This window comes from Halalkalibaculum roseum, from assembly GCF_011059145.1.
In the GTDB taxonomy this organism is placed as follows: domain Bacteria; phylum Bacteroidota; class Rhodothermia; order Balneolales; family Balneolaceae; genus Halalkalibaculum; species Halalkalibaculum roseum.
Map to the genome: position 1 here is coordinate 179,021 of NZ_JAALLT010000004.1, position 24,368 is coordinate 203,388.

Sequence of the window (24,368 nt, forward strand, 5' to 3'; positions counted from 1 at the left end):
GATTATTGTAATCTCAAATCTATGAGCACTCCAACCGATACGCCGGACCTCCACATCCATACCGATTCACTGACCAGGCATCTCTATGCCAATGACGCCTCGATGTATGAAGAATTGCCAATGGGTGTCGTCTTTCCGCAAACAACAACCGATATTCAAAAACTGGTGAGAAAAGCCAACCGTGAGCAGTTCACCATCACAGCACGTAGCGGGGGAACTTCCCTGGCAGGGCAGGCTACCGGAAATGGCGTGATCATGGATGTATCGCGTCATATGACGAATATCTATGATATTAATGCCCGTGAAAAATATGCGCACCTTCAGCCAGGGGTCATCCGGGACACTCTCAACCGGGAAGCAGCAGCTCATAACCTGCTATTTGGGCCTGATACTGCCACCACCAACCGGTGCATGATTGGAGGTATGATCGGTAACAACTCGTGCGGCATCTACTCTATTAAACATCGTACTACCAGGGAACATGTTTTGGAAATTGAAGCCGTTCTAAGTGACGGTTCTCTTGTTCGTTTTCATCCGGTTGATGAAGGGGAGCTGCAGGAAAAGATGAAGCTGGATACACTGGAGGGGCACATCTACCGGGGAATGGTGAAGCTAATCAATCAGAATAGAGAGCAAATTCAGGAAGCCTATCCCCATCCGGATATCATTCGACGTAACACCGGATATGCTCTTGACAGGCTTTGCGAGATGCAGCCCTTTGATCCGGACGGTCGTAAGTTTAATATGGCGGAACTTCTTTGCGGAAGTGAGGGCACGCTGGCTATGACCGCTGCTGCCAAACTTCAACTCGTACCAACAGAACCTCACCGGGTGGTGCTTGCTCCACATTTCACCTCCATCCGAAAGGCCATGGAAGCAACGGTAGAAGCCGTAACATTTAAACCGGCTGCCGTGGAACTGGTTGATCATATTATATTGGAAGCCACCAAAGGGAATATCGAACAGCGTAAAAACCGGTTTTTCCTGAATGGAGATCCATATGCCATTCTTATTATTGAACTCGACGGAAATAACCGGGAAGAATTGCTTGAAAAAGCCACAAAACTCAAGAAAAGGCTATCAGAGCTGGGACTTTCCAACTCTACACCAATAATCGAAGACGAAGAAGACATTAAGAAAGTATGGAATCTTAGAAAAGCGGGACTGGGACTTCTCATGGGGCTCGGATCCGACCAGCGTTCACCCTCCTTTTGCGAAGACACCGCAGTTCGTGTGCAGGATTTACCCGCTTATGTAGATGATTTCCAGGAGATACTGGATAAATATCATACCGACTGTGTCTTTTATGCACATGCCTCAGTTGGAGAATTGCATCTGCGTCCGGTTATCGATATATCCAAACCTGAAGGCATTCAAAAGATGGAAGTGATGGCAGAGGAGATTGCCTCTCTTGTTTCTTCCTACCGGGGGTCGCTATCAGGTGAGCATGGAGACGGCCGGGCACGATCACCCTATATCGAGAAGGTGCTGGGTACCGAAATGATGCCGTTGCTCCGTAAAGTCAAAGAGCTTTGGGATCCCAATTACCTGTTCAATCCCGGTAAAATCGTTAAGCCCAAACCGATCAGTGAGAATCTTAGAGTATCCCCGGGTTATACAAAACCGGAAGTCAATACACTTTTTAATTGGAGAAAAGAAGGCAGCTTTGGCAATGCCGTTGAGTTATGCAACGGGGCGGGGGTCTGCCGCAAGCTGGCAGAAAGCGGCGGCACCATGTGTCCCTCGTATATGGCAACCAAAGAGGAGAAAGACAGCACACGGGGACGCGCCAACCTGTTCCGTCAGCTTTTTTCAGGCAGACAGGCCAATGCCTTTGAATCTGAAGAGTTGCATGACGCACTCGAACTCTGCATCAGTTGTAAAGCCTGCAAGAGTGAGTGTCCCGCCAATGTAGATATGGCGCGAATGAAAGCCGAATTCATGCAGGGCTGGCACGACCGAAAAGGTATAAAACTTTCAGAGCGGTTTTTTGGGCAGGCAGCCAAATTGTACCCTCTTGCCGCCGCTTTTCCGGGACTGACCAATCGTATTCTGACGTCACCGGTGGGCAAGGAACTGCTTCATACCTTTTTTAATATTCACAAGAAGCGTACGCTGCCCGGATTTGCGAAACAGACATTTTCGAATTGGTTTAAAAAAAGAAATCGAAAGAACATGTCGAAAAAAAAGGTTCTACTCATTGCCGACATATTTTCTGACTATCACGATCCGGCTATCGGTAAATCAGCCGTAAAAGTGCTTGAGGCCCTGGACTATGAAGTGCTGTTGGCAGAAATCTCCGATCTGGGCAGACCGCAGCTGTCGAAAGGGATGTTAGATGCTGCCGTAAAATTGGCGAACCGAAACATTCCATTACTGGCCGAATATGTGCGTCAGGATATACCTATTGTCGGCCTGGAACCCTCCGAGATCCTGACACTCAGGGACGAATACCTGGATCTATGCAATGAGAATCAGCTTGAATTGGCAAAAACAATTGCTGAACAATCCTACCAGTTTGAAGAATTCATAGTCAAAGAGTTGAAAGAGCACCCAAAAAAGCAGGAAATCTTTCTAAATGGTGATACTGAGATAGAACTGCACGGGCACTGCCATGCCAAGGCACTGGTTGGAAACGGACCTACTCTTGAGGCACTTTCTTATGCGGGATATTCAGTGAATGACCTTGAAACCGGCTGCTGCGGTATGGCAGGAAGTTTCGGTTACGAGAAAGATCATTATGGGGTATCTATGGATATTGGTGAGTTGGTACTATTTCCGAAGTTGCGTGACAAAGAAAGTGAACTGCAAAGCGGTTCAGCACTGATCTGTGCACCCGGCTTTTCCTGTCGCCATCAAATCAAAGACGGTACGGGCGCAAGAGCTTATCACCCTGCAGAGTTGATTGCCCGGAATCTTTTATAGGACACGGATAAATAGCACAAGCGTGACGCTTGCGCTATTTATGTTATTCGAGACTGCAGCTTAACTGTATGAATGGTGCAAGCGTCCCGCTTGTACCATGGGCTTAAAGCCTTTGAACACGGATGACACAGACTGGGCAGATTTCAAAGGATCACAAAAAATCTGTGCGAATCTGCGGCTAAACTAAAACTATTCTTTTGTTACGATGGGCAATCCCGCTTCGGTCCATGAGCTATAGCCTCCCTTTATCGTCTTAACATTCCGGTAGCCCATTTTCTTCAGGTTGTCAGCCGCAAGTACTGCCCGGTGCCCATCCCCATCGTAGAGTATGATCTCTTCATCAAAATCATGGACTTCTTCATGGATATCCCTCTCAATGACACCCTTTCCAATATATTCTGCACCAGATATATGTGCAGATTCCCATTCGTCAGGCTCACGAACATCGATCAGGTTGAAATCTTCGTCATTGTCCATCTTCTCCTTGACGTCATGAGGAGTGATTTCCTCCACGCGTGTAAGGGCATCTTCGACGAGCGTAATAAATTGCTGAGAATAGGTTCGTGCCATAATATTTTTACCGCAGAATTAGGGACTTCGTATCAGATCCGCGAAGTTTTTGAAACTTAGCGGACCTACAAAAATATTACTTTAAAATCCGTGCAAATCAGTGGTTAATTTTTAGAGGTATTTTTATCAATTAACTCCTGGGCACTTTTGAGAGCGGCATCGGTAATATCTTCACCGCTCATCAAGCTGGCCACTTCCGTAATGTGTTCATCATTAGTCAATGGAATGATCCGGGTAACCGTTCGATTTTCTTCCTCCACCTTTTGCACCCGGTAATGCTTGTGAGCCTGACTGGCAATTTGCGGTTGATGCGTTATGGCTATGATCTGACACTGTTCCGAAAGCCGGCGCATCTTCCTGCCTACCTTCTCAGATACCTCTCCACTGATACCGGTGTCAATTTCATCAAATATCATTACCGGCAGACTCTGTTCTTTTGCCAGGATGGATTTCAAGGCCAGCATCACTCGGCTGATTTCACCACCCGAAGCAATTTTCGCAAGCGGTTTGGGCTCTTCACCTTTGTTGGTAGAAATGAAAAGACTGATATCGTCACAGCCATCCTCCGTGCATTCCACAGGCAGGCCATCGATTTTTACCCAGCCCTTCTCAGCTTTTTTCCAGTCAACCCGTACTTCAAACCGGGCATTGGGTATGCCCAGATTTTCCAGTTCGTTGACAATGGAAGTCGACAGTCGTTTACCTACCTGAATACGCTTATTGTGTAAATCCTTTGCCAGTCCGGCAACCTCCTCTGCTTTCTCCTGCAGTTGTTCTTCCAGATTCTGTATTTCAAGATCGAAGTTTTCTGCCAAGCTCAGCTCATTTTTAATCTCATTGAGGTATTCGATAAGTTTCGGGATAGTTCGATTGTATTTTTTCTGCAGTCGGTTCAGTTCCGATTGTCGTTGCCGGAGCTCGTCGAGTCGCTGCTGGTTGAACTCTATGCCTGATCGATATCGCTCGGTAAAACTGACCATCTCCTGAATGCTGATTCGCGCCGTGGTGATTTCTTCAAGATAGGTTTCAAATTCCGGTTCGATGCGGGCAATATCCTCCAGCAACAACTTCATGTTGCTCAGAAGGTCAACCACATTAGGCTCTCCCCCATTACCGAGTTCCACGACGGCTCCCGCCTTCTGGTCGAGCTCTTCGGCATTGTCCAGCAGATTCATCTCAGTCTCCAGTTCTTCCTCCTCATGGGGTTCCAGCTGGGCCTCTTCCAGCTCCTTAACTTGAAATCGGTACAGCTCCAGTTTCTCTTCAAGCTCACTTTCCCGTTTACGCAAACCGCGTAGCTGGCGGTGAAGCTCTTTCATTTCTGTGTAGGCTTCGCGATAAGTCTCCAGATAGGGCTTAACTTCCCCAAAGGCATCTACTACCGATTGGTGATTCTCTTCCTTCAATAAGAGCTGGTGATCGTGCTGTCCGTGCAGATCCACGAGGTAATCTCCCACCTGCTTCAGCACGCTGATCGTTACCGGGGTATCATTAATAAAAGCGCGGCTGCCGGAATCACGGATCTCGCGACGTAAAATCATCTCTTTCCGGAACTCCACCGCGTTTTCTTCCAATAAACCGCTAAAAGGCTCACCGTTTTCAACCTCAATAATGGCTTCTGCTATAGCTTTATCCTTACCCTGTCGGATCACCTCCGTATCGGCCCGCTCACCAAGGATCATATTCAGTGCGCCTATGATGATCGACTTACCGGCACCGGTCTGACCGGTCAGTATATTGAGTCCGCTTTCAAAAGGAACCTCCAGCTCATCAATCAGGGCAAAGTCTTTTATGTAGAGGGTTTTTATCATCAGGTGTTTGGACTAGTTGCAATAGTACGTCGGTTACCGGACTTAATATCTTTCTTTAGAATCTCTTCGTCAAATTAGGTTTGGGGAATTACAAATTAGGAATTACGAATTAAGAATTGAGAAATTGAAATTGCGAATTGTAATCTTGAATAAGATAATTGTATAAAATGCATCAGATTTAGTAAAACTCATATCAGGTAAGGCTCTGATCATTAAATAATAGTCATAAACATTAAAGGCTTCGATTATTCCTAATTCGTAATTCTTAATTAAATAAAAAAACGGCTCCCATTCTGATACAATGGAAGCCGCGGTTTCTCTCTTTTTTATATTCTTGCACCTGTCAAGCAGGTCTCTCTTAATGAAGAGTCTCACACTGTATGACCGACAGCTAACCAATTCCTTACAGTTTTTTTTATATTTTTTTTAGAAAAATTTCAGCAACACTCATTTAAAAACAGGTAAACCTTGCCAAATCAACAGGATAGCCCCAAAGTAACAGAATATCATTTTAAGGTGCCTCCCGGTCATCACAGCGGAACACGCCTCGATAAATACATCACCTCCTTTGTAGAGAATGCCTCACGCACCAAAGTGCAGAAAGCAATAGAAGAGGGACATGTGCTGGTCAACGGCAAACAGGAGAAATCCTCCTACAACATGCAGCCGGGGGATGAAATTGATATTACCATACCTAAGCCGCCCCCACCCGAGGCCAAACCGGAAAAAATGGATCTGGATATTCTGTATGAGGATGACGACATCATCATCGTCAATAAAAAAGCCGGGCGCGTGGTACATCCTGCTTACGGTAACTGGACCGGCACACTGGTAAACGGACTCTTATGGCATGCCGATCAGCTTTCTCTGGAAGAGGAGGAGAGCATCCGGCCGGGAATCGTGCATCGCCTGGACAAAGATACCAGCGGGATACTGGTCATAGCCAAAAATGATGAAGCACACCGCATCCTCAGTGACTATTTTCGGACCAAGGATATTGAGCGAACCTACTGGGCCATCATCTGGGGCGTACCCGATAAGGAGAAAGGTACCATAACCGGAAACATCGGACGCAATCCCAGCGACCGGAAGAAAATGGCGGTCGTACCCGAAGGCAAAGGAAAGCATGCGGTGACCCACTACAAAGTAATAGAGTACTTTGATCATCTCAGCCTGGTTGAAGTGAAGCTGGAAACAGGCAGAACTCACCAGATACGGGTGCACTTTACCGACCGGCATCACTGGGTTTTCGGGGATCCACAATACGGTGGAGATTCGGTACGATACGGACCCAACACCGGAAGCCGTAAACAGATGTTCAACAATCTCTTTGCCTCACTGAAACGCCAGTGCCTGCATGCCAAGACCCTGGGCTTTGAGCATCCGACCACCGGCGAACATGTACAGTTTGATTCACCCCTGCCGGATGATTTCCAGCATGTGCTGGATATGCTACGGCAAAATTGCCAACCTGAGCCCATTTATTAGAACACTGATTACGCGGATTCTATAAATCTGTGTTCCATAAAAAAAGGGAGCCCTTTTTAAGGACTCCCTTTTAAAATAATAAGCTTCTCTGCAGTTAGTTCTCGAGACTTAAGCCGGCCTCAAGCGCTGCTTCGATTCTGGCTTTCGACTCTTCCAGGTGAGCCCTGGTATAATCATTGAAATTATAAGTCGGCGGAGCCAGCCTGCTTTCCAGCTTTGCATGCAGGTCTTTCAGCTGGGCCCGGGCTACCGAACGAGCATCCGCAGGAGTTGTTGGAGGTGCATCCGTAACCAGCTGGGTTACCCCATCAAGATAAGCACGCTGCAGGTCGCGGCGGTTGCTTTCGATGTTGGATCCCGGTGAGGACCAGACTTCACTCCAAACGGCCGTGGTAACCTGGTTCATCAGTGATGGAATCGTCAGTGTATTCTCTTCCCCGAATTTTACTTCAGTGTCTCTGATTCTTGACAGGCGATACGGGTTAAACAACTGCTGAAGCAGGGATGACTGAATGCCCACCAGCGTACGGTGCAGCGGGTAGTCTATGCGTCCCTGGTAGGTATTGCTGTTGCCCCAGTGACTCCAGCGGTCAGCACCCATCTTCTGGTAAACGTCGCGAGGAAGTTCCATACCGTCCACACTGAATGCATAATCGATGATCATATCCAGTGCTTCCTGCTGCTTCTCTTTGCTTACGGGTACGAAAGGCATGCGTCCCTCGGGATCACCCACGTGGTCGCGGTACTGGTGCTGTCCGCCGATATATTTCACGGCAGGGGCCAGCGCGCGGGCATACTGGAACAGGTAGGTCTGGAAGAGGTCCGTAGCCTCAAAATAGGCCATATTATCGGCAAGAGCTATTTCAGGTACTCTTGGAATCATGGAATCGAGCAGCTGTGCTCTACCTTTAGCCCACTCAAGCGGGTCGGCACCGAGGTCATACACATTTACATGAGGATCAACAGCTCCCCATCCTCGTGCATCTTCATCCGTACCATAGGCGTGACCCTGCTTGGCACCTTCACGGGCGATGGCTTCGGCCTTTTCATCATCGGGAGTATACCCGTAGGAAATGACCCATCGGTCATAAGATCCCACACCCGGGTTGTAGTAATAACCGTCCTGCGACTTTCCTTCCGGATTGATGTTTACAGTTGGGTACTCCATTGCTGAATTAAATACGCCATTTTCTTCGGCCCAGGCTTCATCATAGAGTCTATCCAGCGGGGTATCGATGGATGAGCGGAAGTTGTGTCGCAGGCCAAGTGTATGGCCTACTTCGTGCATAGTTACCCAGCGCAGCGCCTGGTCTACGAACTCTTTCGGCACCGGTTCGCCGGGCTTCAACTCACCGAAGGCCGCCATAAAACTTTTGGCCAGGTCGAACTGCATACCCATCTCGTTGTAGAACGACTTCGTCTTCACGCCGCGGCTCATCAAGGCGAGCTCTTCCTCACTGACATTGAAAATCTCATCAATAGCGGTACGGGGTTCTACCAATTCACGGTACTCATCCTTATCGCCGAGCAGCATATTGGCTTCAAAAAGAATGTCAGCGTCAAGAATCTCACCGGTTCGAGGATCAACAACTGACGGTCCGATAGCGCCATATCCGGGTTGATCGGAAGTATTCCATCGCAGGGTAGCATACCGGATATCTTCGGCCATCACGCTGTCGGGAAGCAACTCGGCCTGAACGGCATTGCGGAATCCGGCAGCCTCAAAAGCATCTGACCATGCCTCGACTCCTTCCATCATCGCCTCGCGGTACTCTTCAGGAACCGTTCGGTCGATATAATACACAATCGGCTCTTTGGGATCGCATAACCCGTCGGAACCGGCGGGTCCGTCACACTCCAGTCGCCAGCGGTTCACGTACCTGCGAAAGAAGGTGTCGCTGTCGTCAGTAAAATCTTTGTGTACCGTCATAAAAAAGCCGGTTCTATCATCCGCCATGCGGGGCTTCATCGGCTCTTCGGGCAGTTTCACCATTGTGTAAAACAAGGAAAGCGGGATATACCGGCTGTCAGCGACCGTTCTAGGTCCGCCCAGTTCAGAATTCTTGAAGGTCAGCTTGGCCTGAATATTCACATTCTCGGGAAAAGCCTGAATTTTTTCTACATGAGATCGGGTCTTGTCGAAACTGACACGTCCCGGTCGTCCCGGCGTATCGGAAACGGCAAATCCTACTCGTGTTGATATCCCGGAGATGTCGCCTACGAACCAGTCATAAACATTAATTAGAATCTCTGTACTGTCGGCGTTGTACGCCTCAATTTTCGCTGTTTCTACCACTGATTCTCCAAAGGTGAGCTCAACAGCTTTGGCTTCGGGAGTATTATCTTCAGCTTTGTAACGGTGAGGATGCTGTATCAAAAAGAGTTTCCCTTCATGGTCCTGAAAAGATACCATCAGACCTTCAAAAATATTCAGCATGCTGCCACCATAGAGACCGGAAGAACCGATTCCTCGGGCAAGCTCAAAGTTCATCAGGAATTTTTCATTCAACCGGTCCTTGGGAACCGATAAATAAAGTTTGTCTTCATGGTGATATAAGTCAAAATACCCTTCAACCTTTTCGGCATCTTTGGTGAGTTCATCAAATTTTGACTCTTTTTTCTCTGTTTTATCTGCTGCCCCTTGATTGCCGGTAGCTTTCTGAGATGTAGCGCATCCCGAAAACAGCAAAATGGCACAGACTAATGTCGCAAGTAACTGTTTCATGTTTACTCTGTTTAAGGTTTTCTGATAATAATGTGATACTGAAACGGATCCGGTTTTTTACGGACCATCTGCAGTACCTACGTAAGAAAAGTTGAAAAGTTTAGATTACTAAAGTAAAAGCTTCCGGACAAATAATTCTGCAAAATCTTATGTTGAATAAGTAAGGAGTTAGCCTTATTTTTGGGATCTGTTTTGAAAGCCATGCACCCGTAGCTCAACTGGATAGAGTACCTGACTACGAATCAGGCGGTTAGAGGTTCGAATCCTCTCGGGTGTACATCAAAAACCCGTTTACGTTAAAGTAAGCGGGTTTTTGTTATTTATTTCCTTTCTACAAGTTCTTACTGCAGTTTATCCGGTAAGTATATCTTGGAATGACATTCTTCCCGGGAATCCCTTCTGGTTCACGGAAATATCCTCTCGAGTGTAATTTTTAAAATCTCTTCAATTCAACCGCGCCCAGCTCTTAATAGCTTCTTCATTTAGTCGCCTTTTCCCATCATTTTTATGTGGTCATGAATCAAGTGGCTTTTCTTCCCTAGAATTTGTGTCCTATGTTAAACCATACGCCAGGTTTATATTTCAATATTGACGGTTTACTCGAGAAAAATTGAAGGATTTGTAATAAATCTAGTTTATAGTAGATTAGTGATATAAATCTATTAGCATCAAACAAATCAAGAGAGATATGAGAAGATTTATAACCATCGTAGTCGTAATACTCTTCGTTTCACTATCTGCGAATGGACAAAATTTATTATTAATCGGTGAGCATAGTTATCCCAGTACCGAAAGCTATACCCTGAAGTCTAATTCTTCTTTTGCAAGTAACCTGAATGTCTTATTTGCCCGGGAAGGAGAAACGGCTTTCTTTTCAGTGAATACCAAAAGCATTCAAGATCTAGAAATCAGTGGCAAACTAATTATCTACCTAGATGATGGAACCGTAATCACACTGAAAGAAAAAGAAAACGACCTTGTAGATAATATATCTAAAGCTTTGTATCGTTTAAGTGATGAAGATCTGAGTCATTTACAAAACAGCAATATCAATACGGTGAGATACTCATTAGAGTACGAGCAAGGTGAGTCGCACCCGAATACCGGTAGTTATACTGCTTCTAATAAAGGAGAGACAAAAGTAAACTTTCCGGCTTTAGTAATCGATTTTTATCAAGGGAGTGAAAGCAGCAAATCCGATTCCAATGCAGATTACATCATTCAAAAAGATAAGAGCGCACCCTATGAAATACAATGGGATGGTGATGTTGTAAGATTACCCCTCCTTCAGCCATCTCCCAAAATTGAGAGTGAAATAAAAACCCCATTTACATTTAGTTTCGAAGTAAAGCCTGATGGTGCGATTAAAAGTGTTACTTCTCCCAGATTTATTTCTGAAATCGAACGCGAGGTAATTTTAAACTTCCTTGTGATGTGGAGATTCTCTGGACTTCCTTTCGGCGTTCCTCAAGAAATACAAAGGGGTACAATCACTTTTAATGATGAGTTTTTCTGAAAGTTCATTTTTTCATCTTTCTCCTTGTGTAAGCAGGCTCCGTTTACTAGATTTTTATCGAGTACAAAAGAGAGATTAAGGGATGCGCTATATAAAATATTCGGTGTTATTAATACTTATTACTTTTGGAATAGCTTTAGCTACAAGTTGCACCTCCCCTACAGGTTCAAATAATAGGAACGAGACTATATCTGATGGCGAATTCTTTGCCACCGTTGATAATGACTACACCTTTACCGGCGAGGCTTCTTTCGACACTCTTATAACGAATTATCAGTCCATACCAGATATCTACCAGGATACGATTGCAGCCTTGGTTCTTAAAGCAGGGGAAATTAGTGTTCCAAATAGAGAACCCATTTCCACCGGTATCTTCATGAACGCCCTATGGGATGAGGAGAATCCCGAATTCGACCTGGAGTCCAATCCCTATTTCGTCAACTATTATGTCCCTCCCAAAATTACAAGCATGTCCGCCATGTACACGATCAAATCGGGCACCGTTACCGTCGAAGCCTATTCCGGTAATCTGCTGACTGGGTCGTTTAATCTGGTTGCAGAAGATGCTCCGGATGATTCTATTACCATCACCGGGTCGTTCAAAGCCCTAAGAGTTTACGAGTAGTGCCCCGGTTTTGATTAGGATCTATAACTTAATCAACCATTGAATAACTAATCGTTAAGATCCGGCTGTAGTTGATTGTGCCGTCCTATTAAATACAACAGATTACTCTATTCGGATGGCATCTATGGGCTGCAGTTTAGCCGCTTTCCAGGCAGGATAGGTGCCGAAAATAATTCCGATTAATATTGCAATCACTGTAATGATGATAAGTGTATCAAATGAAAATGCCGGATGAAACGGAACCTCGGCTAGTGATTGCACAATCGGAAATAGAGAGAAGACCAGCAACAAACCCAAAAGCAGCCCCAGGAAACTGCCTATTAAAGAAACCGTTATTGATTCCGCCAGAAACTGAAATAGAATATCCCTCTTCTTAGCCCCGGTGGCTTTTCTTATTCCTATTTCTTTGGTTCGTTCTGAAACCGAGATCAATAATACATTCATAATCCCAATACCGCCAACCAAAACTGCGATCCCTGTTATCATTCCCATTACTATTTTAAAAACGAGCACTCCTCGTTTAGCCTGTTCAACACGAAAGTTATTGGTGACTACCGTGAAGCCCTCACTGCCCGACTCAAAGTTCGCGTCCAGCCAGCTTTCCGCTTCTTTCTTAAGGTCACTTACGTTTTCGACCCTGTTTGACCTTATCTCTACCATTGCCGTCCGTGTATCCGGTCCACTCTCAAAAAAGGAAGTAAAGGGTACATAACCCCGGGTAATTTGGTCATTCCCGTTTTCTTGCATGACGCCCACAATTTCAAACGACTTATTTTCAAGAATAAGATTTTTCCCGATGAGTGATTCCTCCGGTTCAGAGAGTTTAGTTGCAAAATTATTATTCAGAATGATTTTTTGAGCCGCACTTTCCAGATCTGCCTCATTGAAAAATCTCCCTGCCCTGATATCATTCTTCAAGCCTGTCAATCTTAGATCCGTAGTACCCGCAAGTATCGCCGGGAATCGTAGAGAATCCTCTTCTGATGCTATTTGAATAGAACGCTGTTTATTAATTGTGACAAAGGCCTGTTTCGCAAATTTCTGCTGTAATTGTTCTGCATCATCCAGTGTAAAACTGGGATGGTTCTCAATGGGCATGCGGATGCCCTCGGTAACCACCGAAGTTTTAGGATTTATGATGATGCTTCTTAAACTCGTTGTGGCAGAAATCTGGTCCCGGGCAAAATTCTCCAAACCATCACCCAGAGACAGGATAGCGACCAAAGCCGCCACCCCGATAATCACTCCAAGTACTGAGAGAAAGGTATGCATGAGATTAGACCTGATATTTTCAATGGCTATAGAAACAGAGAAAAGAAGTTTACTTAGCATATCCCATTACATTCGTTTTTATTAAGCCTATTATAAGGGGAGCTTCAAAAAAAGTTACAATCGTAAATAAATGAATCCCTAACCGGACAATAATTTGCAATTAAAAATTGAACGCACTGCCAAGTTAAATTGCTATGATAAGTACTACTGAAAGAATCATCTTCATTATTCTTTCACTTTAGAAAATCATATTTTGTGACCCGATTTTAAGCAAACTGTTAATCATAAAAACTGAATAAATAAACTACCCTAAACCATGAAGAAACTATTTCCACTATTTCTATTCTCACTGGCACTGATTGTGAGTGCCTGTTCCGGCAGTTCCGATCAGCAACAACAATCCGCTGAAGGCAACATGGGAGAAACCGAAACATCAATGGAAGCCGAAGGCCGCACTATTGATGTGTATGGTATCGACCGTATGAAATATGTTGTTCAAGACACTACCGGCGGCGTTATGGTCGGAGAAAGTGTTGAAGTAAACGGAGAAACCTACTACCTGCTGGAAGGCATCAGCGCAGAGGCCGGTGAAGAACTGACCTTTAGTCTTACCACTATAAGCGCTCTTCCGGCAAGTGCCATGGCGCACAATATTGTGTTGCTTGAGGGCGGAGCCAATGCACAGGAATTTGTCAACGCATCCATGAGTGCCAAAGACAATAATTACATTGCTCCCGGAATGACTGACATCATACTCGCACAGACCGATATGGTCGGTGGCGATGAAAGCACTTCCGTGACCTTCAACGCCCCTGAAGAAACCGGAGATTATGAATATCTCTGCAGCTTCCCGGGACACTTTGCAGCAGGAATGAAAGGAATACTGAGTGTTCAGTAATCACAAACCTGTTTATTGACATTAAGGCGGCCCGCAGATTCGGGTCGCCTTTTTTTTATGCTTTCCTTAGCTTATATAGCGTTTGATTTGAAGTTATTACCCTAATTCAGGTATTCCTATGTTTAAAAGCCTTATCCATTTTTTAAAGCATGTGCGCATGGGATACCTGCTGTTTACCTCCCTGCTGATACTCGGGCTTTTCTTCGGTATTTTTGAAATTATCAAATTTGTCTACATCGAGGACCTTTCCGACGAAAATATGCGCTTTCTCTACTTCACGAGGGGCGTGATAGTTTCACTCTCCCTGATGGTGTGGGCGGCATGGACCGTGTATAACTACCGAGAGCTGTACCAGGAACAACTGGAGGTTACCGAAGAGCAGTATCGCAACATCATAGAAAACTCTGCCGATGCCATTATCACCCTCAATAACGATGACGAAATCACCTCCTGGAATCGCGGAGCTGAACAAATATTTGGCTGGAAGCGGGAGGAAATCGTCGGGGAACCGGTAGAAAAACTTATTCCCGATGACCTGCTGGAACTGCAGGAGTTGGAGTGCCTTGCTTTCGGGATGCACTATCGCGGCTATGTATCCAATTATGAAACAGAAAGATTGAACAAGGCAAGTAAAAAAGTGCTGGTCAACCTCTCCGAATCTTTTATTCGTGATGAAGACGACGAGATTATCGGACGTTCTCAAATATTACGTGATCTCACCGACTTTAAAATTAGGGAAGAGCAGATACAGCAATCTGAACGGCTGGCCACAGTGGGACACATGGCTGCCGGCGTGGCCCATGAAGTGGGCAACCCGCTTACGGCCATCTCTTCCCTGGTACAGGTATGCCAGCGCAAGACAGATGACCCCTTTATACAGGATCAACTGAAAAAAGTACGGGATCACATTCAGCGAATCACCAAAATTGTACGCGACCTGGTGGATTTCTCCCGTCCCTCCAGTCTGAAAACCGAAATGATGAATATCAATGAGATCATAAAATCTGCTGTCGGTCTCCTGAAACATGATGCACGATGCCGTTCGGTTACCTTTAACATGGAATTGTCTCCACAGATACCCAAAATCGAAGGCGTTCCCGACCACATCCACCAGGTGGTGGTAAATATCCTGCTCAATGCAGTAGATGCGATGAAGGGAATCAAAAATCAAAGGATCGACATTAGAACATGGCAGAAGGATGATCATATCAAGATAGCCATAGAAGATGTCGGAGAAGGGATTCCCGACAAGCAACTAAATCGAATTTTTGAACCTTTTTTCACTACCAAAGAGGTGGGCAGTGGTACCGGTCTCGGGCTCTCTGTGAGCCATGGTATCATCACCAAAATGGGCGGTACCATTGACGTAGAATCAGAAGAGGGCGTCGGAACTACCTTCACCTTGAATTTGCCCCAGGAAATCAACCAGGAAGCAACCGTATGATAGCATCGATTTTAATAGCTGACGACGAAGAGGAAATCCGCAATTCACTATCAATGGTGCTCAAGGATGAAGGATACCGGTGCACCGCTGTGGCGGATGGCGCTTCTGCTATTGAAGAACTGAAGGAGCGATCTTATGACATCCTTATTTCGGATCTGAAAATGCCTCATGCCGACGGAATTGAAGTGCTGGAAGAAGCTCTCACGCGATCCTCGGATACCCTCACCATCATCATCACCGCACACGCCACGGTAGAAACGGCCATACAGGCATTGCGCAAGGGCGCTGCCGATTATATTCTGAAGCCGCTCGATTTTGATGAAGTCATACTGCGCATTGAAAATCTATTGAAGCAGAAGAAACTGGTACAGGAAAACAAATATCTGCGGGAGCAGATCGACCAGGAGTTCAACTTCAATCACATCATCGGCGAAAGTAAGCCCATGAAGGAAGTCTACCGCATGGTGAAACGTGTGAGTGACGTTAACAGCAACGTGCTCATTACGGGACCAAGCGGAACCGGGAAGGAGCTGGTAGCCCGGGCCATCCATTTTAACGGCAAACGCGGGTCGAAACCTTTCATCGCGATCAACTGCGGGGCTATTCCCAAAGACCTCGTAGAATCGGAACTCTTCGGACATAAAAAAGGAGCTTTCACCGGCGCCATATCCGACAAAGACGGAGTGTTCGTAGCCGCCAACAAGGGTACTGTTTTCCTGGACGAAGTCGGTGAAATACCGCTGAACCAACAGGTCAACCTGCTGAGGGTCATTCAAGAGCGAGAGGTAAAACCTATCGGTTCCAATCAGATGATTAAGTTCGATACCCGTATTATTGCAGCAACCAACAAAGATCTGGAAGAGGAGATTGAGAAAGGCGAATTCCGCGAAGATCTCTATTACCGACTGAACGTCGTGGAGATACCGCTCCCTACCCTTCAAGAGCGAAAAGATGATATCCCCTTACTGGCTCACCATTTCCTTAAGAAATACAGTAAAGAGCTGAACCGTCCGGTCAAGGGCATTACCAGTGACGCCATGGGCGCATTGATCTCTTTTGAATGGAAGGGACAGGTGCGCGAGTTGGAAAATATCATTGAGCGCGCCGTCCTGCTGGGAAGTGATGATTATATAACCCTGGAAGATCTGCCGGGTAGCATACAGGAGTCAAAAGGTGATTTCAGCTACGACGCCGATTCACTTGAGGATGCCGTGCAGACCTTTGAACGACACCATATTATCAGCGTGCTGAAACGTACCGATGGCAACAAAACCGAAGCTGCCCGCCTGCTGGGCATTGACCCGTCAACGCTCTACAGAAAAATGGAAAGAATGGGCATTTAGCAATGAACAGTGTGTCAGTAAACAGGAAACAGTTAGCAGTTAATAAACTAGGCTCTAATTTTAGTTTCTCCGTGTAACTCTGAGCTTCTTTGTGTACCTCTGTGGAATAGCCTGACAGACACACTGATCACTTGATCATTGGTCCTTGAGATGTACCGTAACATTGAAGTGAACCGTTAGCTCGTTGCTTGCTTTAATAAGTCCCATAAGAGCGGTAGGCGGTTTAATGTCGAAGGTCCGCATGTCAATTTCTTTACTCCCCTTTACCTGGAACCGGCTCCGGTCGAGAAGCTGACCTTTCACGTGGACGACGGTAGTATCTTTTACCCCTGCAATTTCAAGGATGCCGGTCGTTTTGATATTCATCCAGTTTGCATCGCCATTACCGTTGGTCTGTTCAGGGTAATCCATTTCGTCAAGAGTGCCCTCTGTTTCCAGCTCGGCTTTCAACAGACGATAATTGATATTCGGAAATTTCTTTGATTTTAGAGCCTCATACATGTCTTTGTTCATTGCCCTCTTTCCACATTCCAGCGTTCGCACAGGAACACTTACTGTAATAGCTACATTACCATGACCTCTCACATTCTCTTCGGGATCGCTGATATTCTCGATATTACCATTTCCGGAAAGTTCTTCGGCACGGCAAGTATAATCAACTATACTAGCAGAGCCTTCAATCCAGAGTTCTCCTCCCTCCTGAATTTCAATAACCCCTGTAGGGTTAAGGCTAGTTTGGGATTGAGATTGCTGCTGGTTTTGTTCTTGGGTCTGATTCTGGGATTGGCCTTGCGAATGGGCTCCGGCTGGAAACAGGGTCATTGTCATAAAGCTGATAAGCAGAAGGAGACTCACCCAAGGGGAAAAGGTAAAGTCGCCGACAATGAGATGAAAGGAATTTCCAAACCGGAGCTTCATCGTTTTTTTAATGATATACTGTCTTAACTTTGTGTTGCGGTAAACATCACATTGAATGTAATCTCTACTTCTTCACCGGATTTAATGGTACCGAATACAGCTGAAGGAGGATCGACATCATAGTCTTTCATATTCAATCCGTAGCTGCCTTCAAATCGATATCCATTCTCACCGACTTTGGTTCCTGTAACTGGGAAGGTCACTTCTTGTACCTTTCCCGCAATATTCAGGTTACCGGTCACATTCAGCTTGAAGGAATCAGGAGTCTGAACGGTATCGGCAAGCGTTGCAGAAGAAAAGTTAAACATGATATTAGGATGTTTGTCTTCCTTCAGCGCGCCGTAAATTTTTCTGTTCATTCCGCCCTTGCCGCTTTCAATAGATTCAACAGGAACGGTGAGTGAAAAACTTTGCACCGGATTTGCCATACTATCCTGGGTCATCATTTGGGGAGCAAGGGAGATTTCAGTAGACATCTCTTCAACATCTGCTTCCCAGTCGTGAATCGTGGAAGTACCGGTAATGACGATAGAACTATTGGCTTCATCAAGGGTGAAACTTGGTGATTGCGCCCATGCGGTTACAGAAGCCAGCAGGACTATAAGTGTTGTCAGTAGTGTGTTGGTTACTTTTTTCATAATAGAAATATTGATTTAGGTGGTTTATATCCTTTTCTATTATAGTTGCAATCTTCGTTCCAAAGTCACTAAAAATTTCAGATTTTTTTATTGAATACAAAAACCCGCTTCTGATTCAATTAAATACAACTGTTACACCAGTTACGTGTAGTTCGTTTTTATATTGTCTCTGTGCTTTGCATTCATGCATAGGAGCGCAATAGCAATGTTGCAACCCTGCAACAACGCAATATAGCTACTTAGGATGGCTACAAGTCAATTTCCTTATATTTAGCCCTTTCTGATATAATTATCACTAATTTAAAAAAATAATTACCCCAGGCTCTTTTTGGTATCACTATTGCATTCATACATATAGGTGAACTATGTACTTGTTCCTCAACAGATATACCGAGAATTATCCGTATTTGAATGCCCGAAAAAGAAATGATACTGATTGCAGAGCCCGAAGAGGCCATCCGAGAATCGATTGAGATGATTCTTTTGGATGAGGGATTCGACTGCCATGCCGTTGAGGATACAGAGGCTTTGTTGAGAGCCATTCATATTCACGACTCCGATCTTATCATCGCCGATGTTCATCTGCTGCACCAGGAAGCCCAGGAAATCCTTTCTGCTTTAGGTGAGTATACCAATCCCCCTCCCATTTTAGTGACGCTTACCTATGAACGCATCCGGGATATGCTGGAACTGATTAAGTTCGGCATTGGCGAATACCTATTGAAGCCTTTCCAGTTTGAGGAGATGCTGGAACGGGTGCATAAGCTGCTGGATGAACGAGCGAATAGTAATTGATGAGGTTTAGATTTAAGGTATAAGGTATAGGGTATAAGGTGTTCGATACTCATTACTCATCACTCGTTACTCTTTAACTGATCTTGATTTCTAAAGTAAGCATCTCACTTTTTATTCCAACCACCTCTCATTCTCTAGATGTCATCCCCGACACCGATCCGGGAACTTATAAGGGTAGTAAGTACTAACGATTCCTATTCAAATATTGGTTGCCCCTTTTTGCTGTACCACAGAGGTGCACAAAGGAGCACAGAGGGGCACTGAGTTTATTTCAACCTACGGATGATGTCACCCGGACCCGATCTGAGATCTTATAAGGGCAAGGATAGCTAATCAATTCCTATTCTAAGATTGACTGCCCTTTTTAGCTGTATCACAGAGTTACACAGAGGAGCGCGGAGGGTCACAGAGGGATGAACGGGCGAAAACAGGAGAGCATAAAAAAAGCGATGCTGCCTTTTACAGCAGCACCGCTTCAGGTTGGGGATGTTGCTAGCTATGCATTAGAAACTAATGATGGCTTCAAGCATAACACCGTCGAAGCTAGCGCCTGCATAGTCGGTGCCTGCATATCCGTCGCCATCATAATTTTGAGTTACATATTCAAATTTGGCAAGTACGTTTCTGGTAAGGAACCAGCCACCGCCAATGTTGAAGCGATCAACTTCAATGTCACCGCTTTGGGTTTCACCGTCTACAAAGTTGTAGCGAGCGCCAAGGTATAAATCTTCATTGGCACCGAATCGATAGAGCAGTTCTGCTGCATATTGGTTGTAGCTTCTGCTGTCAGCTTCGGTTTCAATTTTACCCGTTGCGTTTTCAAAGACTCCGTAGAATTCCAGGCCACCAAACTTAACGAATGGGTTCAGCATGAAAGAAGTCATCTCTCCGGCAGCAGGAGTGGCTCCACGTCCTGGTGTGAAGGAAGGAGCAATTCGTCCTGAACGGAAGTTTCCACCTTCTATTACATCGTAGTAACGGGCACCGGCACGGTCACCTGAGTAGAGGTAAATGGAGGAAGACTGTCCAACTCTCAGAATGGAACCGCTCAAGCGGAAGCGCAGACCGTCATCAAACGTTTGGTCGTAAGCAAGCTTACCATAAACGGTTGGTTTGGTTTTGATAGCGCTCTCTTCCACGCTTTGATTCAGTTTACCGTTGCTCAGACCGAACATGGCCATGAAACCGCCTTGATAGTAGTAGAGCTCTCCGGCAACCTCTGTGGTGAAGGAATCCATGAGATAGTTACCTACAAAGGGGTTATGAATAGCAGCCGCGTTGTCGGAACGACGGAAGTGGTTGTCACCGTAGTTCAGTTCCATGTGACCCACTTTGATACGTACGTGATCCATCAAATCGGAAGCTAAGCCTTCGGAGATGAAGTCCAGACGGTCAACCTGCATGTATCCACCCTTAACATAGGTTTCGGTGTGGTGTTGTGAAGACAAATAGGTGCGCAAGTGCATGCGTAAACCGTTTGCCAAGCCTACATCGAGGTCAAGGTTGGAAGTAGCGAGGTTAAAGTTTGACTCTAGGTTTTGAAGGTTGTCAGCATCATTTTCCTGGGTAAGTCCTTGGAATTGCAATGCATTGGCACCACCGATGCGAACTACCAAGCCGTCAAATTCGACCTCGGTCATAAATGGTGCTTCAAACTGGTTGAGTCCCCGTTGATCGGGATTAGTGAAATATTGTAAATCGCGAGTAAAGCTTTGCGCGAATAGGCTTCCCGCACTCACGAAGAAAGCGACAAGCATTAAGGTGATATGTTTGGTTGTAAGTTTCATGACATAGCCTCTTGTTATTGTGGTTGGTTAAATGTATTTGGGTTGCTTTTGTATTTAACTAAACAAGTAGCGTTCCAAACTGGGGCAGGATTTGAAAATAATTTATCAAATGATGCAAAAACCGTCTCTAATGCTCCTAAAAGGCAAAAAAACTTGTAATTATTTTTTTAAAAAATTAAGCCTCCGGTTTGGACCGTACTATCTTTTGCAAGACTGCAATGCTGCAATTCAGGTATTTGCATGGGTGCAACTGCCTAACCCAGGTTTGAAAAACGGAAAGCCGCAGGGTATCCCGCATTTAAATACAGCAAGGTATACACCCAATTCACCAAGAAATAGTTGTGGTTGGAAAGGCTCCGTAGATTTGTGGCAGGCAGCGGCTAAAAATTATTAACGTTCTGCTACTCGTTCTCAGCTTTAGTTTTGGTACCCACTTCCGTACCGGTACTTACCATAATATGTGCCCATGGATCACCGGGATTCATCAACCAGGGTGCACCCTCGCTGATGGGCCGGGAAGCTATGCCTGTGGATTTTTCAGTAGCAAAGGGAACGTATATAACGTACAGTGGACGGGCTTGGAGTACGGTACCTGAGGAATAGTCATATCCTTCTTCGGAAGCAGTAAGCGAATAAAGAGCCATAGGTTTATCAGGCATGGGAATTTTTCCGGCCTCGATCTCCTGTCTTCGAATCGTTGTCACTTCATCAGAAGATTTGCCCTCAGCCCTTAGTTCACGACCCCTTTCCATAAAAGGCTCCAGTTCATAATGGTAACAAGCAACATGAAAACGGTCATCGGCGGGGTCATCGGCAAGACATATCAGCTCATTAGTTCTCTCACGCAGGGTTACCAGCTCGCTTTCCTGATTATATCCCAAAACCCCTGCACCTTCTCGCATTCCTTCAGGAATAGCACTTACTGCAGCCTTAATTTGCTTTTCTTCAGGCTGGACATCCTTTTGCGCGACGCAGGCACTGCTGGTAAATATTAAAAGAAATAGTGCAGGTGCCGTAACTCTTAGTAAATTCATATGCTATCCTCAATATTTTTGACAAGTTAAGATGAACATACGAAACCGGCACTTAAAATCCTTGGGCTCATTGATAACATAATCCGGAGGTGATTTAGGGTCAGTATACCCTTAACTAAAAGAAAGTGATTCAAAGACTTACTTCATGGATCTCAAATAGGGCAGGAATAATCGCGTCCCAGTCTTTCTCATCTTTGAGTTTTACCCGAAGCATATCCGAGGCTTGCGGTTCGCCATGAGTGATATACACCTTTTCAGGCTTATCTATTATGGTACTAATCCATTCCAGGAGTTCCGTTTGGTCGGCATGTGCAGAAAGGCTTTGTATACTCTCTATCTTTGCTTTTACCGGATGGTATTTGCCATAAAACTTTATCTCTTTGCACCCCTCCATTAGCTGTCGGCCGCGTGTGCCCTCCGCCTGAAACCCGGCCAGCATCACTGTAGTTTTGGGTCGATCGATGTATTGCTGAAGGTAGGTAAGCACCCTCCCCCCGGTAACCATACCGCTTCCCGCAATCACAATCTTGGGCTGATCCTCCTCTATAATCTCCCAGGTCTCTTCATAAGATTCAACAACCCTTACTTCGCGGCACATCTCCTCGCATTCACTTCGGCTCAGCTTGTGCCATTCATAATGCCGGCTGAAAAGATCCAGCACCTTGGCACCCATGGGACTATCCATTATAATAGGAACAGATGGGATCTGCTCTTTCTCGCGCAATTGCCATAACAGGTACATCAGCAGCTGGGCCCGTTCCACTGCGAAGCTGGGAATGATAAGTGTTCCCTGATTATCCAGAGTCTGATTGATAATCTCACTTAGTTTTTTGTCCGGATCTGTATCGGGATGATGCCGATCACCATAGGTACTTTCAATAAACAGGATATCAGCTTTTTCCGGCTGTTTGGGATCTTTCAGCAGTGGATCATTCTTTCGACCCACATCCCCGGAGAACACAAATCTCTTGCCGAAGGCATCCAGCTCTATGAAAGTAGCTCCCAGTATGTGTCCATTATATTGGAAACGTACCCGGATATTGCTGTCAATTTCGACCCAATTACCCTCCTCCTTGTTTTCAAAATAAGGAAGTGTTTCTTCAACATCCTTGGTATTGTAAAGCGGTTCGGCAGGATCGTGCTTGGAATAACCCTGTTTATTTGCTTTTTCAGCTTCCTCTTCCTGTATTTTAGCACTGTCTTGCAAAATAATCTCAGCTACGTTCAGGGTAGGAGGCGTTCCCCAAATCGGCCCACGGTAGCCCATCCGTACCAACCGGGGCAGAAAACCGGTATGATCCATATGCCCGTGCGTAAGTAATACCAGGTCGATCTCTTCAACCTTAACCGGCAGATACTCCCAGTTAAGCTCCCTAAGCTTCTTGACTCCCTGAAACATACCGCAGTCTATGAGTATATTCTTACCGGGAAACTTCAGCAGGTATTTTGATCCCGTAACGGTTCCGGCCGCTCCAAGAAAATGTATATTGCACGCCTTGCTCATCACTTATTGTTATCGAGATTGCAGATTTCCGTGGCTTCCTTCAGTACTTTTTTGATGGTATTGCTATCCATACCCAGTTGTTCGAGCAGCTGCCGGCTATCAGGCAGCTGTTTGCAAAAAACAATATCCCGTTCCAGCAGTCGCTGTTTAAACTCATCACTCATGGAAGAGAGACAGGTAATAGGATGCAGGCTCACTCTGCTGATCAGATCCTTGAGCCCCCTGCTCTTGGGATGGTCCCAGCTTAAGAGTTTCAACCCCACACAGTTGGCATATTGAATGGCATCCCTGGTGAAGCGGGTATTGGTAACCACCCAGCCGAAGTGTTTCTTGTTTTTATGTCCGGGTCGACTGCTCCATTCATTTTTCACATCCAGAAAACGGGATTGTATGTAGAGCGGCACTTTTACATTACACTTGTGATCTTTACGATTATGAAATTTACACTCAATGATATAATACTCATTTCCTTTTTCAGCCAGCACATCAATTTCGTGAGATACGCAGTTTCCTTGAATAACCTGACCAACCTGGGTTGAGTAGCCCAACAATTTCAAAAGCTCTGCGGTAAACCTTTCGAAGGGATAACCTGTGGGTCCCAGCTCCAACAATGCTTCTTTCAACTTATAGCGCCCGGCATAACGGTCAGACCGGTTTTTCAGCATCTTAAAAGCCTCTTTGTACAGCCTGCGTGTGGATATGCCGTCAACCAGCTGATCCCTGATGGAAGCAACAATAGAGTCAATAACCTTCTGATCAGCACCTGCGTTGGCCATGGACCTGCGCAACTTGGATTCATCGTAAGGTTCTCTCTCGCCCGAAGCCTTTGTGACTTTAATGTTTTCCATAAGTCATACAATAATAAAATACCTTAAAAAGATGTAGACAATTTTATTCTATCCAGACGAAACATTCCGCAGCAGAGCGGATGATGCTAATTTCATGGCGGATGAGATCCCTCCACTAGCGGTCGGGATGACACCTAAAAAGGCCAAGCGGGGTTTATAAAATTATAGGCTAATAAAATCAGTGGACTCATTAAAATAGTCAATCAATCTATTAACTGTACACGACA

Annotated in this window: 19 protein-coding genes and 1 tRNA gene; 10 read left to right on the top strand and 10 right to left on the bottom strand. The window is 45.5% G+C overall.

The window, feature by feature from the left end:
- The first annotated feature begins 21 nt into the window (after positions 1-21).
- Positions 22-2,925 carry an FAD-binding and (Fe-S)-binding domain-containing protein gene (locus tag G3570_RS12690; protein ID WP_249067084.1) on the top strand — a complete coding sequence of 968 codons (2,904 nt, stop codon included), beginning with the start codon at positions 22-24 and terminating at the stop codon, positions 2,923-2,925.
- Between the two features lie 189 nt (positions 2,926-3,114).
- Here the strand turns inward: G3570_RS12690 and G3570_RS12695 are convergent, their stop codons facing one another.
- Together G3570_RS12695 and recN are read right to left on the bottom strand one after the other, a co-directional pair.
- Entirely contained in the window at positions 3,115-3,495 is a 381-nt protein-coding gene (locus G3570_RS12695) for a rhodanese-like domain-containing protein (RefSeq protein ID WP_165142944.1), read from the bottom strand.
- Positions 3,496-3,599: 104 nt separating this feature from the next.
- Entirely contained in the window at positions 3,600-5,306 is a 1,707-nt protein-coding gene (gene recN, locus G3570_RS12700; RefSeq protein ID WP_165142946.1) for a DNA repair protein RecN, read from the bottom strand.
- A 468-nt stretch (positions 5,307-5,774) separates the two neighbouring features.
- Here recN and G3570_RS12705 point away from each other — a divergent pair, with 468 nt between their 5' ends.
- Positions 5,775-6,794 carry an RluA family pseudouridine synthase gene (locus G3570_RS12705; RefSeq protein WP_165142948.1) on the top strand — a complete coding sequence of 340 codons (1,020 nt, stop codon included), beginning with the start codon at positions 5,775-5,777 and terminating at the stop codon, positions 6,792-6,794.
- 94 nt (positions 6,795-6,888) lie between these two features.
- Here the strand turns inward: G3570_RS12705 and G3570_RS12710 are convergent, their stop codons facing one another.
- Positions 6,889-9,519, bottom strand: coding sequence for a zinc-dependent metalloprotease (locus G3570_RS12710; RefSeq protein WP_165142950.1), 2,631 nt, complete (start codon positions 9,517-9,519; stop codon positions 6,889-6,891).
- A gap of 203 nt (positions 9,520-9,722) precedes the next feature.
- Between G3570_RS12710 and G3570_RS12715 the strand changes: the two genes are divergently transcribed.
- The 3 genes from G3570_RS12715 to G3570_RS12725 all read left to right on the top strand — a co-directional run bounded on the left by G3570_RS12715 (position 9,723) and on the right by G3570_RS12725 (position 11,660).
- A tRNA-Arg gene (locus G3570_RS12715) sits at positions 9,723-9,796 on the top strand.
- Between the two features lie 411 nt (positions 9,797-10,207).
- Complete coding sequence (locus G3570_RS12720; protein ID WP_165142952.1) at positions 10,208-11,035, top strand: hypothetical protein; 828 nt, start codon at positions 10,208-10,210, stop codon at positions 11,033-11,035.
- Between the two features lie 82 nt (positions 11,036-11,117).
- Complete coding sequence (locus G3570_RS12725) at positions 11,118-11,660, top strand: hypothetical protein (protein WP_165142954.1); 543 nt, start codon at positions 11,118-11,120, stop codon at positions 11,658-11,660.
- A gap of 102 nt (positions 11,661-11,762) precedes the next feature.
- Here the strand turns inward: G3570_RS12725 and G3570_RS12730 are convergent, their stop codons facing one another.
- Positions 11,763-12,992: an ABC transporter permease gene (locus G3570_RS12730; RefSeq protein WP_165142956.1), complete on the bottom strand. Its 1,230-nt coding sequence runs from the start codon at positions 12,990-12,992 to the stop codon at positions 11,763-11,765.
- Positions 12,993-13,248: 256 nt separating this feature from the next.
- Between G3570_RS12730 and G3570_RS12735 the strand changes: the two genes are divergently transcribed.
- From G3570_RS12735 to G3570_RS12745, 3 genes are all read left to right on the top strand, one after another.
- The gene (locus tag G3570_RS12735) at positions 13,249-13,830 is read left to right on the top strand and encodes a plastocyanin/azurin family copper-binding protein (RefSeq protein WP_165142958.1); all 582 of its coding nucleotides are present in this window, start codon (positions 13,249-13,251) and stop codon (positions 13,828-13,830) included.
- Between the two features lie 118 nt (positions 13,831-13,948).
- Positions 13,949-15,274: a two-component system sensor histidine kinase NtrB gene (locus G3570_RS12740; protein WP_165142960.1), complete on the top strand. Its 1,326-nt coding sequence runs from the start codon at positions 13,949-13,951 to the stop codon at positions 15,272-15,274.
- Positions 15,271-16,617 carry a sigma-54-dependent transcriptional regulator gene (locus G3570_RS12745; RefSeq protein ID WP_165142962.1) on the top strand — a complete coding sequence of 449 codons (1,347 nt, stop codon included), beginning with the start codon at positions 15,271-15,273 and terminating at the stop codon, positions 16,615-16,617. The genes G3570_RS12740 and G3570_RS12745 overlap by 4 nt, the downstream gene beginning before the upstream one ends.
- 135 nt (positions 16,618-16,752) lie before the next feature.
- On the opposite strand, the gene G3570_RS12750 is transcribed toward G3570_RS12745, so the two are convergent.
- Both G3570_RS12750 and G3570_RS12755 read right to left on the bottom strand, forming a co-directional pair.
- A complete protein-coding gene (locus tag G3570_RS12750; protein ID WP_165142964.1) occupies positions 16,753-17,535 on the bottom strand; it encodes a YceI family protein in 783 nt (260 codons plus the stop codon).
- 23 nt (positions 17,536-17,558) lie between these two features.
- Positions 17,559-18,173 carry a YceI family protein gene (locus G3570_RS12755; protein ID WP_165142966.1) on the bottom strand — a complete coding sequence of 205 codons (615 nt, stop codon included), beginning with the start codon at positions 18,171-18,173 and terminating at the stop codon, positions 17,559-17,561.
- A gap of 411 nt (positions 18,174-18,584) precedes the next feature.
- Here G3570_RS12755 and G3570_RS12760 point away from each other — a divergent pair, with 411 nt between their 5' ends.
- Positions 18,585-18,968, top strand: a complete 384-nt coding sequence (locus G3570_RS12760) for a response regulator transcription factor (RefSeq protein WP_165142968.1) — start codon at positions 18,585-18,587, stop codon at positions 18,966-18,968.
- 503 nt (positions 18,969-19,471) lie between these two features.
- Here the strand turns inward: G3570_RS12760 and G3570_RS12765 are convergent.
- On the bottom strand, positions 19,472-20,755 hold the full coding sequence (locus G3570_RS12765; RefSeq protein WP_165142970.1) for a porin: 1,284 nt from the start codon (positions 20,753-20,755) through the stop codon (positions 19,472-19,474).
- A 91-nt stretch (positions 20,756-20,846) separates the two neighbouring features.
- On the opposite strand from G3570_RS12765, the gene G3570_RS12770 reads away from it, so the two are divergent.
- Positions 20,847-21,149, top strand: coding sequence for a hypothetical protein (locus G3570_RS12770; RefSeq protein ID WP_165142972.1), 303 nt, complete (start codon positions 20,847-20,849; stop codon positions 21,147-21,149).
- 7 nt (positions 21,150-21,156) lie between these two features.
- Here the strand turns inward: G3570_RS12770 and G3570_RS12775 are convergent, their stop codons facing one another.
- The 3 genes from G3570_RS12775 to G3570_RS12785 form a co-directional block, all read right to left on the bottom strand.
- Entirely contained in the window at positions 21,157-21,789 is a 633-nt protein-coding gene (locus tag G3570_RS12775) for a hypothetical protein (RefSeq protein WP_249067086.1), read from the bottom strand.
- Positions 21,790-21,919: 130 nt separating this feature from the next.
- Complete coding sequence (locus tag G3570_RS12780; protein WP_165142974.1) at positions 21,920-23,293, bottom strand: MBL fold metallo-hydrolase RNA specificity domain-containing protein; 1,374 nt, start codon at positions 23,291-23,293, stop codon at positions 21,920-21,922.
- Positions 23,293-24,141 (bottom strand): restriction endonuclease, encoded by an 849-nt coding sequence (locus tag G3570_RS12785; protein ID WP_165142976.1) that lies wholly within the window; start codon positions 24,139-24,141, stop codon positions 23,293-23,295. The genes G3570_RS12780 and G3570_RS12785 overlap by 1 nt, the downstream gene beginning before the upstream one ends.
- Positions 24,142-24,368 lie beyond the last annotated feature (227 nt).

What these genes read in the sequence shown, in the direction of transcription:
- G3570_RS12745 (WP_165142962.1), top strand. Translation starts at nt 15,271, where the DNA reads ATGATAGCATCGATTTTAATAGCTGACGACGAAGAGGAAATCCGCAAT.
- G3570_RS12740 (WP_165142960.1), top strand. Translation starts at nt 13,949, where the DNA reads ATGTTTAAAAGCCTTATCCATTTTTTAAAGCATGTGCGCATGGGATAC.
- G3570_RS12735 (WP_165142958.1), top strand. Translation starts at nt 13,249, where the DNA reads ATGAAGAAACTATTTCCACTATTTCTATTCTCACTGGCACTGATTGTG.
- G3570_RS12780 (WP_165142974.1), bottom strand. Translation starts at nt 23,293, where the DNA reads ATGAGCAAGGCGTGCAATATACATTTTCTTGGAGCGGCCGGAACCGTT.
- G3570_RS12785 (WP_165142976.1), bottom strand. Translation starts at nt 24,141, where the DNA reads ATGGAAAACATTAAAGTCACAAAGGCTTCGGGCGAGAGAGAACCTTAC.
- G3570_RS12690 (WP_249067084.1), top strand. Translation starts at nt 22, where the DNA reads ATGAGCACTCCAACCGATACGCCGGACCTCCACATCCATACCGATTCA.
- G3570_RS12725 (WP_165142954.1), top strand. Translation starts at nt 11,118, where the DNA reads ATGCGCTATATAAAATATTCGGTGTTATTAATACTTATTACTTTTGGA.
- G3570_RS12720 (WP_165142952.1), top strand. Translation starts at nt 10,208, where the DNA reads ATGAGAAGATTTATAACCATCGTAGTCGTAATACTCTTCGTTTCACTA.
- G3570_RS12775 (WP_249067086.1), bottom strand. Translation starts at nt 21,789, where the DNA reads ATGAATTTACTAAGAGTTACGGCACCTGCACTATTTCTTTTAATATTT.
- G3570_RS12755 (WP_165142966.1), bottom strand. Translation starts at nt 18,173, where the DNA reads ATGAAAAAAGTAACCAACACACTACTGACAACACTTATAGTCCTGCTG.
- G3570_RS12695 (WP_165142944.1), bottom strand. Translation starts at nt 3,495, where the DNA reads ATGGCACGAACCTATTCTCAGCAATTTATTACGCTCGTCGAAGATGCC.
- recN (WP_165142946.1), bottom strand. Translation starts at nt 5,306, where the DNA reads ATGATAAAAACCCTCTACATAAAAGACTTTGCCCTGATTGATGAGCTG.
- G3570_RS12765 (WP_165142970.1), bottom strand. Translation starts at nt 20,755, where the DNA reads ATGAAACTTACAACCAAACATATCACCTTAATGCTTGTCGCTTTCTTC.
- G3570_RS12710 (WP_165142950.1), bottom strand. Translation starts at nt 9,519, where the DNA reads ATGAAACAGTTACTTGCGACATTAGTCTGTGCCATTTTGCTGTTTTCG.
- G3570_RS12750 (WP_165142964.1), bottom strand. Translation starts at nt 17,535, where the DNA reads ATGAAGCTCCGGTTTGGAAATTCCTTTCATCTCATTGTCGGCGACTTT.
- G3570_RS12760 (WP_165142968.1), top strand. Translation starts at nt 18,585, where the DNA reads ATGCCCGAAAAAGAAATGATACTGATTGCAGAGCCCGAAGAGGCCATC.
- G3570_RS12730 (WP_165142956.1), bottom strand. Translation starts at nt 12,992, where the DNA reads ATGCTAAGTAAACTTCTTTTCTCTGTTTCTATAGCCATTGAAAATATC.